This window comes from Enterobacter sp. CC120223-11, from assembly GCF_900215375.1.
In the GTDB taxonomy this organism is placed as follows: Bacteria; Pseudomonadota; Gammaproteobacteria; order Enterobacterales; family Enterobacteriaceae; genus Scandinavium.
The window spans coordinates 1-15,820 of record NZ_OBEF01000016.1; the positions used below are offsets into that span (position 1 = coordinate 1).

General features: G+C 54.4%; 16 protein-coding genes, 1 tRNA gene and 2 rRNA genes. 3 read left to right on the top strand and 16 right to left on the bottom strand.

What is annotated here, in order from left to right; all coding sequences use genetic code 11:
- The 3 genes from rrf (CRO87_RS17035) to rrf (CRO87_RS17045) all read left to right on the top strand — a co-directional run.
- Positions 1 to 86, top strand: a 5S ribosomal RNA gene (rrf, locus tag CRO87_RS17035); the annotation flags it as partial.
- 14 nt (positions 87 to 100) lie between these two features.
- Positions 101 to 176: transfer RNA gene (locus tag CRO87_RS17040), tRNA-Thr, on the top strand.
- Between the two features lie 36 nt (positions 177 to 212).
- Positions 213 to 328, top strand: a 5S ribosomal RNA gene (rrf, locus tag CRO87_RS17045).
- Positions 329 to 634: 306 nt separating this feature from the next.
- Here rrf (CRO87_RS17045) and CRO87_RS17050 read toward each other — a convergent pair.
- The 16 genes from CRO87_RS17050 to aroQ form a co-directional block, all read right to left on the bottom strand.
- On the bottom strand, positions 635 to 1,393 hold the full coding sequence (locus CRO87_RS17050; protein ID WP_097164127.1) for an amino acid ABC transporter ATP-binding protein: 759 nt from the start codon (positions 1,391 to 1,393) through the stop codon (positions 635 to 637).
- Positions 1,394 to 1,400: 7 nt separating this feature from the next.
- Positions 1,401 to 2,504 carry an amino acid ABC transporter permease gene (locus tag CRO87_RS17055; protein ID WP_097164128.1) on the bottom strand — a complete coding sequence of 368 codons (1,104 nt, stop codon included), beginning with the start codon at positions 2,502 to 2,504 and terminating at the stop codon, positions 1,401 to 1,403.
- A 9-nt stretch (positions 2,505 to 2,513) separates the two neighbouring features.
- Positions 2,514 to 3,695, bottom strand: a complete 1,182-nt coding sequence (locus tag CRO87_RS17060; protein ID WP_097164129.1) for an amino acid ABC transporter permease — start codon at positions 3,693 to 3,695, stop codon at positions 2,514 to 2,516.
- A 69-nt stretch (positions 3,696 to 3,764) separates the two neighbouring features.
- Positions 3,765 to 4,790: an amino acid ABC transporter substrate-binding protein gene (locus tag CRO87_RS17065; protein ID WP_097164130.1), complete on the bottom strand. Its 1,026-nt coding sequence runs from the start codon at positions 4,788 to 4,790 to the stop codon at positions 3,765 to 3,767.
- A 475-nt stretch (positions 4,791 to 5,265) separates the two neighbouring features.
- Positions 5,266 to 5,487, bottom strand: a complete 222-nt coding sequence (locus tag CRO87_RS17070; protein WP_040073814.1) for a lipoprotein — start codon at positions 5,485 to 5,487, stop codon at positions 5,266 to 5,268.
- A 294-nt stretch (positions 5,488 to 5,781) separates the two neighbouring features.
- On the bottom strand, positions 5,782 to 7,857 hold the full coding sequence (locus CRO87_RS17075) for a bifunctional diguanylate cyclase/phosphodiesterase (protein WP_097164131.1): 2,076 nt from the start codon (positions 7,855 to 7,857) through the stop codon (positions 5,782 to 5,784).
- Between the two features lie 125 nt (positions 7,858 to 7,982).
- Positions 7,983 to 8,147, bottom strand: coding sequence for a DUF2556 family protein (locus CRO87_RS17080; RefSeq protein ID WP_097164132.1), 165 nt, complete (start codon positions 8,145 to 8,147; stop codon positions 7,983 to 7,985).
- 147 nt (positions 8,148 to 8,294) lie between these two features.
- Complete coding sequence (gene fis, locus CRO87_RS17085; RefSeq protein WP_000462905.1) at positions 8,295 to 8,591, bottom strand: DNA-binding transcriptional regulator Fis; 297 nt, start codon at positions 8,589 to 8,591, stop codon at positions 8,295 to 8,297.
- A gap of 23 nt (positions 8,592 to 8,614) precedes the next feature.
- Positions 8,615 to 9,580 carry a tRNA dihydrouridine synthase DusB gene (gene dusB / locus CRO87_RS17090; RefSeq protein WP_097164133.1) on the bottom strand — a complete coding sequence of 322 codons (966 nt, stop codon included), beginning with the start codon at positions 9,578 to 9,580 and terminating at the stop codon, positions 8,615 to 8,617.
- A 329-nt stretch (positions 9,581 to 9,909) separates the two neighbouring features.
- Positions 9,910 to 10,650, bottom strand: a complete 741-nt coding sequence (locus tag CRO87_RS17095; protein WP_097164134.1) for a carbonic anhydrase — start codon at positions 10,648 to 10,650, stop codon at positions 9,910 to 9,912.
- A 134-nt stretch (positions 10,651 to 10,784) separates the two neighbouring features.
- On the bottom strand, positions 10,785 to 11,666 hold the full coding sequence (prmA, locus tag CRO87_RS17100) for a 50S ribosomal protein L11 methyltransferase (protein WP_097164135.1): 882 nt from the start codon (positions 11,664 to 11,666) through the stop codon (positions 10,785 to 10,787).
- Between the two features lie 10 nt (positions 11,667 to 11,676).
- Positions 11,677 to 13,128, bottom strand: a complete 1,452-nt coding sequence (gene panF, locus CRO87_RS17105; protein ID WP_097164136.1) for a sodium/pantothenate symporter — start codon at positions 13,126 to 13,128, stop codon at positions 11,677 to 11,679.
- Entirely contained in the window at positions 13,118 to 13,360 is a 243-nt protein-coding gene (locus CRO87_RS17110; RefSeq protein ID WP_097164137.1) for a YhdT family protein, read from the bottom strand. Before CRO87_RS17110 ends, panF begins: the two co-directional genes overlap by 11 nt.
- A gap of 108 nt (positions 13,361 to 13,468) precedes the next feature.
- Positions 13,469 to 14,818 carry an acetyl-CoA carboxylase biotin carboxylase subunit gene (gene accC / locus CRO87_RS17115; protein ID WP_097164138.1) on the bottom strand — a complete coding sequence of 450 codons (1,350 nt, stop codon included), beginning with the start codon at positions 14,816 to 14,818 and terminating at the stop codon, positions 13,469 to 13,471.
- A 10-nt stretch (positions 14,819 to 14,828) separates the two neighbouring features.
- Positions 14,829 to 15,293: an acetyl-CoA carboxylase biotin carboxyl carrier protein gene (gene accB / locus CRO87_RS17120; RefSeq protein WP_097164139.1), complete on the bottom strand. Its 465-nt coding sequence runs from the start codon at positions 15,291 to 15,293 to the stop codon at positions 14,829 to 14,831.
- A 22-nt stretch (positions 15,294 to 15,315) separates the two neighbouring features.
- Complete coding sequence (aroQ, locus tag CRO87_RS17125; protein WP_097164140.1) at positions 15,316 to 15,768, bottom strand: type II 3-dehydroquinate dehydratase; 453 nt, start codon at positions 15,766 to 15,768, stop codon at positions 15,316 to 15,318.
- Positions 15,769 to 15,820: the final 52 nt, after the last annotated feature.

A 15,820-nucleotide genomic window follows, 5' to 3' on the forward strand; every position in this document is an offset into this window, starting at 1 on the left:
GACCCCATGCCGAACTCAGAAGTGAAACGCCGTAGCGCCGATGGTAGTGTGGGGTCTCCCCATGCGAGAGTAGGGAACTGCCAGGCATCAAATTTAGTGTGCTGATATGGCTCAGTTGGTAGAGCGCACCCTTGGTAAGGGTGAGGTCCCCAGTTCGACTCTGGGTATCAGCACCAGTTATAACGGTCGAGTTCGGCAGATAAAAGAATTTGTCTGGCGGCAGTAGCGCGGTGGTCCCACCTGACCCCATGCCGAACTCAGAAGTGAAACGCCGTAGCGCCGATGGTAGTGTGGGGTCTCCCCATGCGAGAGTAGGGAACTGCCAGACATCAAATAAAACAGAAAACCTCAGCCTGATGGCTGGGGTTTTTTGTTTATTGGGTATCCGGAAATTTACTGCACGAGCATGGGCATGCGACAAAAGTGTCGGGAACACTTTTGAACGCCGCCTGCGGCGGCCCCACAGGGGCGAGTATCAGGATGATACGAGTATTGTAGGGAACTGCCAGACATCAAATAAGCAAAAAGCCCAGTCATAAGACTGGGCTTTTTGCTTTGCTGCATTCCGGAATTCAAATGTAACGCCAGGCGTAGGCCCGGTAAGCAAAGTACCACCGGGCAAAGGACAGAAGGATTAGTGGATGACCTGCGAAAGAAATGCTCTCGTGCGCTCAGATTTTGGATTCGCAAAGAACTGATCCGGCGGAGCCTGTTCAACGATCTCGCCACGATCCATGAAGATGACTCTGTCTGCGACGGTTCTGGCAAAGCCCATTTCATGCGTTACGCAGAGCATGGTCATCCCTGACTGTGCCAGGCCTATCATCGTATCCAGCACTTCTTTAACCATTTCTGGATCCAGTGCCGATGTCGGTTCGTCAAACAGCATAATTTTCGGCTTCATACACAGAGAGCGAGCAATTGCCACGCGCTGCTGCTGCCCGCCGGAAATCTGCCCCGGGAATTTATGTGCATGCTCGGCGATGCGCACGCGTTCAAGATAGTGCATTGCCAGCGCTTCGGCCTCCTTCTTAGGCATCTTGCGGACCCAAATCGGTGCCAGCGTGCAGTTTTGCAAAACGGTCAGATGCGGGAAGAGATTGAAGTGCTGGAACACCATCCCGACCTCCTGCCGCACGCGTTCGATATTGCGGATGTCTTCGTTCAGCTCGATACCATCCACCACAATACGCCCCTGCTGATGCTCTTCCAGGTGGTTGATACAGCGGATCGTTGTTGATTTTCCCGAGCCGGAAGGGCCGCACAGCACAATGCGTTCCCCCTGCCTGACGTTCAGATTGATGTCCTTCAGAACGTGAAACTGCCCGTACCATTTATTGACGTTTTCCAGCGTGATCATCGCGTCCGCCGGCTGTAGTAATGTTTGACTCATAGTGTCCTCAGTGCGGTGTACGCCCGGTGTTAAAGCGCTTCTCCAGATGCTGGCTGTAGCGCGACATGCTGAAACAAAAGATCCAATAGATCAGTGCGGCAAAAACATAGCCTTCGGTCGACATCCCAAGCCATGCCGGGTCGACGGTAGCCTGCTGTACGCTGCTGAAAAGATCGAACAGACCGATGATGATCACCAGGCTGGTATCTTTGAAAAGTGCGATGATGGTGTTCACCAGGCCCGGGATCACAAGCTTCAGGGCCTGGGGCAGAATGACCAGCGCCTGGGTTTTCCAATATCCCAGCGCCAGCGAGTCCGCCGCTTCGTACTGTCCTTTCGGCAGCGCCTGCAATCCACCACGCACCACTTCAGCAACGTACGCCGACTGGAACAGCACCACCCCGACCAGCGCACGAATCAGCTTATCGATGCTGGTCCCTTCCGACATAAACAGCGGCAGCATCACCGAGGACATAAACAGCACGGTGATAAGCGGCACGCCGCGCCAGAACTCAATGAAGATAACCGACAGGATCCTCACGACGGGCATGGTTGAACGACGACCAAGCGCCAGCAGAATGCCGAGCGGTAATGCGCCTGCGATGCCAACGGAAGCGATAATCAGCGTCAGCGTTAAGCCACCCCACTGGCGGGTTTCCACGCGTTCGAGGCCAAAGAATCCGCCATACATCAGGAACCAGACGACGATGGGGTAAAGAATGGCCCAACAGGCAATGTACCGTCCACGGCGCGGCATTGCGTTCCAGAACATTGGAACAATCGACAGCAGGCCAATAATCAGCGCAGCGTTAATACGCCAGCGCTGATCGTGCGGATAGAGGCCATACATAAACTGCCCGAAGCGTTGATGGATAAACACCCAACATGCACCCGCTTTGGTACAGTCCGCGCGGGTGGTTCCCACCCAGTTTGCCTGCAGAAATGCCCAGTTCAGCAAAGGAGGGATCAGCTCCCACATGAGCCACAGTGAGAAAATGGTCAGCAGGCTGTTTGACCAGCTGGAGAACAAATTCTTGCGTACCCAGGTCAGGGCCTGGCTCTGCTTTGCTCCCGCCGGGCGCGGGGAGTGAGACAGAAGTGCCTTTGTCATCATCGCTCCTTAGCGCTCAATCAGTGCCATACGGCGGTTATAGATGTTCATCAGCAGCGAAATGCTCAGGCTGATAATGAGGTAAACCGACATGGTTATCGCGATAGTTTCGATGGCCTGACCGGTCTGATTCAGCACCGTACCGGCAAACAGCGACACCATATCGGGATAGCCGATGGCCGCGGCCAGTGAGGAGTTTTTGACAATGTTCAGGTACTGGCTGGTCAGGGGTGGGATCACCACGCGCAGCGCCTGCGGAATAATGACCTGGCGAAGCGTCACCGGGTTCGGCAGGCCGAGGGAGCGTGCCGCTTCATGCTGCCCATAAGGTACAGCCTGAATGCCGGAGCGAATAATCTCGGCAATAAACGCGGAGGTATACACCGAAAGCGCCAGCGTCAGGGCTGCCAGTTCCGGAATAAGTGCCATGCCGCCGCGGAAGTTAAACCCGCGCAGTACCGGAACATCCCAATGTAGCGCCGCGCCAAAGATCCAGTGAGCCAGCAGCGGCAGGGCAACAATGAGCCCCAGCGCGGTCGGCCACGTCCTGCGAAGCTGCCCGGTTTTTATCTGATGGGTCCTGTTATAGCGAAATAAGCCGATCGAAATCAGTACTGCAATCGCTATCGCGGCAAAGAACGCCAGCAAACCCTCTCCCCATTGAGGAGCAGGTATGTAAAGCCCGCGGTTGCTGAGAAACGCCAGGTCGAAAGCGCTAACGGCCTGACGAGGGCCTGGTAAATTGCGTAACACTGCGAAGTACCAGAAGAAAATTTGCAGCAGCGGCGGGATGTTTCGAAACGTCTCGATGTACACCGTCGACAGCTTACGTAACAGCCAGTTATCAGACAGTCTCGCCAGCCCGAGGAAGAAGCCGAGGAAGGAGGCAAAGACGATACATAAAGCAGAAACCAACAGCGTATTAAGCAAGCCGACCAGGAAAACCCGGCCATAGGTGTCGCCCTGTTGGTAATCAATTAAGTGTTGAACAATGCCAAAACCCGCGCTTCGGTCGAGAAAAGCGAAGCCGGAGGTAATACCACGGTTGTCCAGGTTAGTAATGGTGTTGTGTATCAAATAAATGGCAATAGTGATGACGACCACGACTGCAAGGATTTGAAACAGCCAGGCACGAACCGTGGGGTTGGAAAAGGAGAGCGATCCTTTTACGGTCAGGCGGCGTTGGGACATAGGAAAACCTCAATGACCAGAACTTCAGGTTGGGCATCGCAGGCCGCGATGCCCGTCACAGCGTAAAACTTAGCGAACCGGTGGCGCGTACTGAATACCGCCGTTGTTCCACAGGTTGTTCTGACCACGCTTAATCTTCAGCGCGCTGTCCTTTCCGACGTTGCGGTCAAAGACTTCAGCGTAGTTACCGACCTGCTTAACGATGTTGTAAGCCCACTTGTTATCAAGCTTCAGGTCCTTACCGAAGTCACCCTCTTTACCCAGCAGGTGCGACATGTCCGGGGTGGCTGGATTGGCGAACTTCTCGTCGACGTTCTTCGAGGTGATGCCCATCTCTTCGGCGTTCAGCATAGCGAACAGCGTCCAGCGCACGACAGAGAACCACTCATCATCCCCACGACGTACAACCGGGCCCAGCGGCTCCTTCGAGATGACTTCCGGCAGAACGATCCACTCGCCTGGTTTGCTCAGCTTGATGCGCAGGGCATACAGCTGGGACTGGTCAGAAGCCAGCGTATCGCAGCGACCAGACTCCAGCGCTTTCGCGGATTCATCGGAACGGTCGAAGGTGACCGGCGTGTATTTCATGTTGTTGGATTTGAAGTAGTCCGCGACGTTCAGCTCGGTATCGGTACCGGCCTGAATACAGACGGTTGCGCCATCCAGCTCTTTCGCACTTTTCAGCCCGGCTTTATTGTGGGTCAGGAAGCCGATGCCGTCATAATAGGTGACGCCGGTGAAGGAGAGGCCCATACCTGCGTCACGGGAGGAGGTCCAGGTGGTATTACGGGATAACAAATCCACTTCGCCAGACTGCAATGCGGTGAAACGTTCTTTGGCGGTGAGCGGGGTATATTTCACCTTAGTGTCATCACCAAATACCGCTGCGGCCACGCCACGGCAGACGTCCACGTCAATACCGGTAAATTTGCCGTCGGCATCCGCATAGGAAAAGCCCGGCAAACCGTCACTGATCCCACACTGCACAAAGCCTTTCTTTTTAACGGCATCGAAGGTGGTGCCTGCATGTGCCTGATTTGAGAGTGCAAACAGTACGCCCGCCGCGGTGAGGCTGGCGATCATCATCTTTTTCATAAAGCATCCTGTGTGGCGAAAATTTATCGTTATATGTAGACGTCCGGGAGAACGTCGAAACCTGTCTGTGGCCATGGCCATTTCCTGTAAAGCAAAGGGAATGCCAGAATTGCAACCGCCTGATTTTGGGTCGCGGGGAAGCAATAGAGTGAGTGTAGACAGGAAAGAAAAAAATAAGCGCCCTGAGATGGTGCAAAATTGAAACCTGTGCCACAAAACAGAGCGAAAAAGTTTCAGGATTGAGCGCAAATAAAGAAATGATTTCGGCGGTTAATATTGGTCTGATAATGAATGGTAATAAGATGTGAAATTGCTCACGAGAAAATGGGTAATTAATGATTTTTAACGATTAGCCTGTGAGAGAAAACACGAAATGATTTTACTGAAGATCGGCAATGAGGCGGATTTTTTACGTAGGGTGAAAATTGTGCACCACGAGAAAGCAAAAGCGCGGGAAACCCGCGCTTTAGACGTCTTATTTAGTCAGGGCGACGATGCCCAGAGTCAGGCCAGCAAGCGCGGCTGCGCCACCGGCAATAGCGCCAGCGGTTTCCCAGTTATCCTGCGTGGTGCCTTTCATGCAGGTATTGGTATGAACCAGCCGCCCCTGATCGTCATAAACCGGCACGCAAGGTGAATCGTGTGCGCAGCCTGCGAGTAGAGCGGTCAGCAATGCAACTGAAATGAATCTTTTCATGATATTACCTCTGATTAGCCGCAGCGGTTCTGTGACTGAAACCTTGCGGAATGAGGGTAATTTTATCACTGCGGCACAATGGCCCGGAGCGGCAAATTATCTCCATTTATGTGTTCTGTAAACATCGTGGAGGTTTTGACGAATAACGCGCTAATTATGTAGAAAATATGCAGAATAAAACGCTGAAGTTAAAGCAAACGAGCGCTCAATAAATGTGTTAAATAATAAAAAGGCACATGACGCGCCCCTTATCTTATGAATTATTTCATACCGTTGAATGGCTCTGGGATAGGCTTAAGAAAACACCCCTTCAGCTTGCTTGAGATTGCTGGTGGTTATCGTTTCGGCGGCAACGGGCTTCCCTAAGAGATATCCCTGTAGCGTGTTACAGCCAAGCTGAGTCAAAAAATCACGCTGCTCCTGGGTCTCAACACCTTCGGCAACGACGCGCAGATTTAACGTGCGGGCCAGGGCGACAATGGCGGAGACAATGGTTGCATCCTCACCTTCGCCTCTCAACTCTTTCACAAATGCCCGATCGATCTTTAGCTCACAGGCGGGCAGGCGCTTGAGGTACAGCAGGCTGGAATAGCCGGTACCGAAATCGTCAATCGAGGCCTTCACACCCAACTCCGTCAGGCGCGTCAGCACTTCTACGCTTTGTTCCGGATTGTGCATCGCCGTGGTTTCTGTCACTTCAAGGATCAAGAGTTCAGGCGGAATGCGGTGGTGCGCCAGGCAGGACATCACTGTGTCGATCAGCGTCGTTTGTTCAAACTGCAGAGCGGAAAGATTCACCGCGATCGACCAGTTCAGTTGGCCCTGAGCGCGCCACTCGCTGAGCTGCCGACAGGCCTCATTAATTACCCAGTTGCCCATCGGAATAATGATTCCAGTTTTTTCGGCGAGTGGCAGGAAGACGTCGGGGGCAAGCAGACCTTTTGTAGGATGCTCCCAGCGCAGTAGCGCTTCAAAACCTGTAATGGAACCCGTCGTGGCCAGACATTTGGGCTGATAGTGCAGACGCAGCTCCTGGCGCTCGGCGGCCAGCCAGAGATCGTTCATCAGCTGGAGCTGCTGCTGGGCAAAGGTATTCATGGAAGGCTGGAAGAAGTGGTAACCGTTCCGGCCAGTGTGCTTGGTGTGATACATCGCCGCATCGGCGTTAAACATCAGCTCGCGGTCGTTCTGCCCGTCGTGCGGATAGAGTGCAATGCCGATACTGAGGGTGACCACGAGCTCACAGGGGGCAATGATGAAAGGTGAGTCGATGACGTAAACCAGGGCACTGGCGAGGCGGGCCGCATCATCGGGTGCGGTGATTTCTGCCAGCAAAACAAATTCATCTCCGCCGATACGTGCCAGGGTGAACTGGCCACTCAGCGGCTGTTGAAGACGTTCGGTCACCGCCACCAGAAGCTTATCGCCAACGTCATGGCCAAACGCATCGTTCACAGCCTTGAAACCATCGAGGTCCATAAACATCAGCGCAAAAGAGCTTCCTTCCCGGTCGGCTTTGCTGATGGCCTGGTTCAGGCGATCTTCAAACAGCACCCGATTTGGCAGACGAGTGAGCGTGTCCTGAAGCGCCAGCTGGGCCAGCTCTTTATTCGCCTCAGCAAGCGATGAGGCGAGCAGTGAGGTTCGTGCCTGGAGGCGGGCGTCGAGCATCGAGATAAGCAGTGTGATCCCTAAGATGAAGAGCGTGACCACGCTGACCAGCACGGCCAGCCAGTTACCGTCCATCCCATCATGGCTCATTGGCATTTGCGCGGGAAACTGCGCGGCCATCATGCCGGTGTAGTGCATACCAGCGATGGCAATGCCCATCAGCACGGCGGCACCGAAGCGCATCAGCGCGACCAGGGCGGCTTCGTGGCGCAAGCGGAAGGTGAGCCAGAGTGCTGCGAACGAGGCCAGAAGCGCGATGACCACAGACAGGGAAACCCAGCGATAATCCCAGACAATCGGCGAGGTTACCTCCATCGCCGCCATACCGGTGTAGTGCATGGCAACGACACCGATGCCCATCACCAGCGCACCCGGTAGCAGGCGGCGTAAACGAAGGTGGTCGACGCTGACCAGCCAGAGAGCAAAAAGGGAAGATGCTATGGCGATAGCCATCGAAAGCGTGGTTAAGCCCGGGCTATAGTGAATGCGCATTGCGCTGTCCATCGCCAGCATACCAATGAAGTGCATCGCCCAGACGCCGATACCCATAGCGACACCACCGCCGCTCAGCCAAATCCAGGCGGCTTTCCCCCGGCTGGTTGACACCCGTCCTGCCATGCTGAGGGCAGTCCAGGCGGCAAGAATAGCAATGACAAAGGAGATCGCGACCAGAATGGGGTCGTAATGGCTAGCCTGCATGGTGTCGTCAGCTCGTTCACGGGGAGGCTGTGACATTACCATCGGCAGGAGGTGACTAAAAGGGATTTAAATCCCTGTTTTTAGAGTGGAATTCTTCCACGTTCGCCGACGTTGTCGACAAATCATTAATTCAGGTCGGCGCAATTCACCAGCTTCAGGGGGTTGACAGAGTTCATATTGCGGCATTTAAGGCTCTCGGTCGAAAGAAGCTCAATCCACTGCATGAGCACCCCCTCGAACAAGAACATAAACAAAGCGAAGACAACCAGCCATCCGTACTTACGCAGCATAACCGTACCTGGAAAATGAGTGAGAAGATGGCAGGCAATATACACGAAAAGGGCGCAGGGAAAAGAGAAGAAAAGTCAGCGATTTTAGCCAATAAAAAAGGCGCTTCCCCATGCCGAAGAGCGCCTTTTTACCGTCATAAACGAAACTTAGTTCATGCCGTATTTTTTCAGTTTCTTACGCAGAGTACCGCGGTTGATGCCCATCATCAGGGCAGCGCGGGTCTGGTTACCACGGGTGTATTGCATCACCATGTCCAACAGGGGCTGTTCTACTTCAGCCAGTACCAGCTCATACAGGTCGTTTACATCCTGACCGTTCAATTGAGCAAAATAGTTCTTCAGTGCCTGTTTAACCGAGTCACGCAGGGGCTTTTGAGTTACCTGGTCCTGAGAGTTAACGGTGGAAACGGTCAGTACGTCAGAATTTACGCGTTGTTCGAACATAGTTCTGTCAGCTCTTTATTTCATTACGCAAGATTTTCGAAGTATGCCTCCAACGCCTCCAGCTGATCGCTGGCATCCTCTATGGCGTTGAATGTGCGCCGAAACTGGTCATTTGGAGCGTGCTCCTGGAGATACCAGGATACGTGTTTACGCGCAATTCGGTACCCTTTTGCCTGACCGTAAAAGTCATGCAATTCCCGAATATGCGAACAAAGCAAGCGCTTAACCTCTGCCAGTGGCAGCGGGGCAAGCAGCTCCCCAGTGTCCAGATAATGCTGGATTTCCCGAAAGATCCAAGGTCTTCCCTGAGCGGCACGTCCTATCATCAGAGCATCAGCTCCCGTATAGTCGAGCACAGCTCTGGCTTTAAGCGGGTCAGTAATGTCACCATTCGCGATAATCGGAATGGAAACTTTCTGCTTAACTGCCCGAATGCTGTCGTATTCAGCTTCGCCGTTGAACAAACAGGCGCGAGTGCGTCCATGAATGGTCAGGGCCTGAATGCCACAATCTTCGGCCAGTTGGGCAATCTCTACACAGTTACGGTGTTCCGGCGACCAACCCGTGCGAATCTTCAACGTAACAGGAACGTCCACTGCGCTGACAACCGCCGTCAGGATTGACTTCACCTGGTCGGGGTATTGCAGAAGGGCTGAACCCGCAAGCTTGCGATTCACTTTTTTGGCCGGGCAACCCATATTGATATCAATAATCTGGGCACCACTTTCCACGTTGATACGCGCGGCGTCTGCCATCTCTTCAGGCACGCTTCCGGCAATTTGCACGGTGCGAATACCTGGCTCATCAATGTGCACCATCCGTAAACGGGACTTGTCGCTCTCCCACACCTGCGGGTTGGAGGACATCATCTCGGAAACGGTTAAACCTGCTCCCATCTCGTAGCACAGCGTCCTGAACGGCCGGTCGGTTATACCTGCCATTGGGGCTGCGATCAGGCGATTTCTGAGCTGGTGGTGTCCGATGCGCATGAGTTAAGAAATGACCATACTGTGACTGCAAGGCGGCGTATATTACGCATTTTTTGCATGAGATGAAAGGCCAAACTTTGAGCAATCCTCTGTCGCAGATCAAGGAATCGCCAGTCGGTACCGGGCCTGGAATTTTATTATCAATTAAAACATTGTCTTATGCTGAATCGTAGAATTTATATTCAGATGAAATTTTGCGTAACTTCTGGTTTTTTATGGTCGTAAACGAAGCAGAAAAGCGATAACCTGCTGAATTAATCAGCAGATTATGTTGATTATTGCGGGCTGGATCTCATTTCAGCACAGTGTGAAAAACGCCTTTTGGGCACTTATTCAACCACAACGCGACCGTGCGTTGGCTGAACCGGGCGGTTGTTATCATGATGCATTGTGTGGGTAAATTTCTCCAGCTGTGACGCTGACAGGGTCAGCGGGTGCTTCATGACCAGCCAGGTCACGCCCTCTGAGCACGGAGGCGTGGTTAACGAACCGCTAAAGCGCCAGTAAGTTCTGTCTTCCGGAATCAGTTTGTTGATATCAAGAGATGATTTCAGCTTTGCCTCGTTCTCTGCTTTCGACGGCATCACGCTCCACAGCTTGTCCAGTTCAGGGCTGGCTGCGCCCACGTCAAACATGACGGCAACAACGGCAATTTCACCCGCTGCGTTTTTATGCACCAGATGCATCTCCATCGCGGCATGCTTGCCATGGATCGTGTTTTCAGACGGGGCGTGGAAGTGGAACTGTTGCAGCACGAAGTTCTGACCATCGAGGGTGATGCTGTCAGCGGTTTTTGGATCGACCGTAGCCTGGATGGTGTGCCCGTTGTTCAGCACCACATCAGGGCCTTTACCGTAGTGAAAGTCTAAAGGATGCAGATGGGCGTTGAGGGTGGCGTCGATGTTGATCGGTGACTGGTTCATGCCCTGCTGGCAGGTTTTGTATTCATCGCTCAGCTGGCTCCAGTGTTCCGGTGATTCACTGCCGTCATAACTCCAGTGAGATGCGAATGCAGCGAGCGGAAGCAGAGTGAAAGCCAGCAGAGCAGCCTTGCCTGTAAAATGTTTCATGGTATTCGTCCGGTGAATTAATGGAATGTAATTATTTTATAAGTGAATGAATTACATGGTTATTATACCGGAGGCGGGTGAGGGGAAGTAGTCAGAAGATTCTCGCGCGGCCGGACGACCGCGCGAGAGGTTTATCAGTTTTTGCGTCCGGTAATCCGGCACCACTCTTCTTTCTCGACGACCGGGTCGAGAGTGAACAGTGATGCGTAGGCTTCGCAGACGCTTTCAGCCTGGCTGGCGAGAATACCGGAAAGCCCCAGCAGGCCGCCTTCAACGGGCAGCACGCTGATCAATGGGGCCAGTTCACGTAAAGGGCCTGCCAGGATGTTGGCGACCACCACGTCGGCTTTCATGGCCTCTGGCTGGTCCTGCGGCAAATAGAGTTCCAGACGATCGGACACGCCGTTGCGCTCCGCGTTGTCGCGGCTCGCCTGAATGGCCTGCGGATCGATATCGATCCCGATCGCTTTCGCCGCGCCAAGTTTCAGCGCTGCAATGGCGAGGATCCCGGAGCCGCAGCCAAAGTCGATCACGGTTTTACCATCCAGATCGAGTCCATCCAGCCATTGCAGGCACAGCGATGTCGTCGGATGGGTGCCGGTCCCGAACGCCAGGCCTGGATCAAGCATCACGTTGACCGCGTTTTCGTCCGGCACATCGCGCCAGCTCGGGCAAATCCACAGACGTTTGCCGAACTGCATCGGGTGGAAGTTATCCATCCATTCGCGTTCCCAGTCTTTGTCTTCGATCTGTTCAATCTTATGAATAAAGCCTGCACCCAGCAGCGGGTGATGTTCGAGGATGGCGACCACTTCTTTCATGTCGGTTTCGGCATCGAACAGGCCAATGACGTCGGTATCGCCCCACAGACGCGTTTCGCCCGGCAGCGGTTCAAACACGGGCGTGTCATGCGTGTCCTGGAAGGTGATGGAGACGGAGCCCGCTTCCATCAGCGCGTCGCTCAGTTCCTCGGCATTCGCGCCGGTGGTGTTCAGTTTCAGTTGGATCCAAGGCATGGCAAACTCTTTATTTATCAGTAGAAACGACGGCGGTTTGTGGCACGGGCTGACCGAAACGGTTCCCCACGACAAACGCCAGCAAACTTAGCAGTAACGAAGGCACGATCGGGTGAAAGCCCAGGTACTGAATTTTCAGGGTAGCGAGCACGGCATACAACACGCCGCCCACAATCATCGCGCTCAGGGCGCCTGCGGCATTGGCCCGCTCCCAGTAAAGCCCCAGCACCAGTGGCCACAGGAACACCGCTTCCAGCCCGCCGAAGGCCAGCAGGTTCAGCCAGATGATCATCTCCGGCGGACGCCACGCGGCCAGCAGCAATAACGCGCCAAGAATGAGGGTTATCAGTGCCGACATTCGCTTCAGGCGTTTTTCGTTATCCACCTGTTCCGGGTGCAGGTTCAGGTACAGATCTTTGATGATCGTAGCGGAACTCTGCAATAACTGCGCGTTGATCGTCGACATGATGGCGGCCATCGGTGCGGCGAGGAAGATCCCGGCGGCAAACGGCGGCAGCACTTTGACCATCAGGGTTGGGATCACTAAATCGGGGACGCTGAGGTCCGGGATCACCGCGCGCCCCAGTGCGCCGGCCAGATGCATGCCGAGCATCAGAATAGCGACCACAATGGTGCCAATAATAATGCCGCGATGGACGGCCTTACTGTCTTTATAAGAGATGCAGCGTACCGCGGTGTGCGGCAGGCCGATGACGCCAAAGCAGACCAGCACCCAGAAAGAGGTCATAAAGGTCGGCGACAGAATATCGTCGGCTCCCTGCGGCGAAACGAGTTTCGGGTCGATCTGCTCCAGCGTTTGCACGGCATGGCCGAGTCCACCTGCGGCATGCACAATACCGACGAGCAGCACAATCGTACCGATCAGCATCACCAGGCCCTGCATGGCGTCGTTCAGCACGCTCGCGCGGAAGCCACCAAAAGCAGTGTAGAGCGCAATGCTGATCCCGAAAATCAATAAACCGGTTTCGTAGGGAATGCCTGCGGCGGTTTCCAGCAAGCGCGCGCCGCCGATGAACTGCACGGTCATGGCGCCGATAAAAGCAACCAGCAGGCTGAGGCTTGCCAGCCATACCAACAGGCGGCTCTGATAGCGGGCAAACAGCATATCGTTCAGCGTCACCGCATTGTAGCGACGGGCAAGAATAGCGAACTTTTTCCCCAGCACGCCAAGTGACAGCCACACGGCGGGCAGCTGAATCATTGCCAGCAGCACCCAGCCCAGCCCGTATTTGTAGGCCGCACCCGGACCGCCGATAAACGAACTGGCGCTGATGTAGGTGGCGGTCAACGTCATGGCCAGTACAAACCCGCCCATCGAGCGGCTGCCGAGGAAATACTCGTTGAGGAACGTGCCGGTTGTGCGTTTACGCATTGCGTAGACGGAGAGGCCAAACACCACCAACAGGTAGGCAATAAGCGGCAGGATCACCTCAGCTTGCATCGTCATCCTCCAGCGGAATATCGCGATAGATAAATTTCACCATCGCCCAGCACAGCAGAATAAAGATCAGCGGGGAGAGCAAACAGGCCATTTCAAACCAGTGCGGCAGGCCGGTAAAGCCCAGCATCGAATTTGGTATGTAAGCACTTGCCAACCATGCAGCAAGATAGAGGAGAGTGAGCCACAACGCCCAGCGGGCTTCTTTGTGGGCCTGAACAAAACGCGCGTCCATAAGGCTCCCGGGGTCAACAGAAAGCGGGGATTGTACCTTAAGGGGCAGGATTGGGGAGAGAAAAAGAAAAAAGGCCGGAAGATCCGGCCTTTTGTGCGATGCGGAGAATTACTTCTCGTACATACCGAGTTTTTTCTCCAGATAGTGGATGTTGGTCCCACCATGCTGGAAGTTCTCGTCGCTCATAATGCGCATCTGCAGATCAACGTTGGTTTTGATGCCGTCGATGATCAGCTCCTGCAGGGCGTTCTTCATGCGGGAGATCGCCACGTCACGGGTTTCCCCGTAGCAAATGAGCTTGCCAATCATTGAGTCATAGTACGGCGGCACGGTGTAGCCCGCGTAGATATGAGATTCCCAACGCACGCCGAAACCGCCTGGCGCGTGGAAACGAGTGATTTTGCCCGGGCTTGGCAGGAAGGTGTTCGGGTCTTCGGCGTTGATACGGCATTCCACCGCATGGCCGCGAACCTGCACTTCTTCTTGCTTGATAGACAGCGGCTGACCGGCAGCGATACGCAGCTGCTCTTTGATCAGATCCACGCCGGTGATCATCTCGGTAACCGGATGCTCAACCTGGATACGGGTGTTCATTTCGATGAAATAGAACTCGCCGTTTTCGAACAGGAACTCGAAAGTACCTGCCCCGCGGTAGCCGATATCCACACAGGCTTTGGCGCAACGTTCGCCGATGTAGCGACGCAGTTCCGGGGTAATGCCCGGCGCTGGCGCTTCTTCGACAACTTTCTGGTGACGGCGCTGCATGGAGCAGTCACGTTCTGCCAGATAGATAGCGTTACCCTGACCGTCAGCCAGTACCTGGATCTCGATGTGGCGAGGGTTTTCCAGGTATTTCTCCATATAAACCATATCGTTGCTGAAAGCGGCTTTCGCTTCAGCTTTGGTCATGGAGATGGACTGAGCCAGCTCAGCGTCGCTGCGCACAACGCGCATACCGCGACCGCCGCCGCCGCCAGAGGCTTTGATGATTACCGGGTAGCCGATGCGCTTGGCGTGGGCGCGGTTAGCGTCCATGTCTTCGCCCAGCGGGCCGTCAGAGCCTGGTACGGTCGGGACGCCTGCTTTCTTCATGGCGGTGATCGCAGACACTTTGTCGCCCATCAGGCGAATGGTGTCGGCTTTCGGGCCGATGAAGATAAAGCCGGAACGTTCAACCTGCTCAGCAAAGTTGGCGTTTTCGGACAGGAAGCCGTAACCCGGGTGGATGGCCACCGCGCCGGTGATTTCAGCAGCGCTGATGATAGCCGGGATGTTCAGGTAGCTTTTTACGGACGGAGCCGGGCCGATACAGACCGTCTCATCCGCCAGCAGTACGTGTTTTAAGTCGCGATCCGCGGTGGAGTGCACGGCGACGGTCTTGATGCCCAGCTCTTTACAGGCACGAAGGATACGCAGTGCAATCTCGCCACGGTTAGCGATGACAATTTTATCCAGCATGTTCGCCTCGTTACTCGATGACGACCAGCGGCTCGTCAAATTCTACCGGTTGACCACTTTCGATCAGAATAGCCTTCACGGTGCCCGCTTTGTCGGCTTCGATCTGGTTCATCATTTTCATTGCTTCAACGATGCAAAGGGTGTCGCCCACGTTGACCTTCTGGCCCACTTCGATGAACGCTTTAGCGTCCGGGCTTGGGGTGCGGTAGAAGGTACCAACCATTGGGGAGCGTACGATGTGACCACTGATTTCCGCTTTGGCCGCTGGTGCTTCAGCCGCTGCCGGTGCTGCTGCCGCTGGCGCAACCTGTGGCTGCATCATTGGTGCCGCGTAAGCCTGCTGCATAACCGGGAAGCTGCCTGCTGGCGCTGCACGGCTGATGCGTACAGACTCTTCGCCTTCAGAAATTTCCAGTTCGGAGATGCCTGATTCTTCAACCAGCTCGATCAGTTTTTTAATCTTACGAATATCCATGAGTGGGTTCCGTACTCTTTGTTTAGTGTGATTGTGACAGGCGTTTAACCGCCGTCTGTAAAGCGTATGAATAGCCGTCAGCGCCTAATCCGCAGATGACGCCGGCAGCGATATCAGAGAGATATGAGTGATGGCGGAACGGCTCGCGAGCGTGCACGTTGCTCAGGTGAATCTCGATAAACGGGATGCTGACCGCCAACAGCGCATCGCGAATCGCCACGCTGGTGTGCGTGAATGCGGCCGGATTGATCAGGATATAGTCAATGTTGTCTTTAGCCTGATGAATACGGTCGATAATCGCGAACTCCGCGTTAGATTGCAGATGGTCTAAAGCCACATTCAGAGTGTTGGCCTCTGTGGTCAGACGGTTAACAATCTCCGCCAACGTCAGGGTGCCGTACTTCTCCGGCTCACGGGTGCCGAGCATGTTAAGGTTCGGTCCGTTTAAAAGCAAAATGCGTAACTTGTCGGCCATTGTGCTGCTATCTCCTGCAATTCTCCGGTAAAAAACAAAATATACCTTCGAT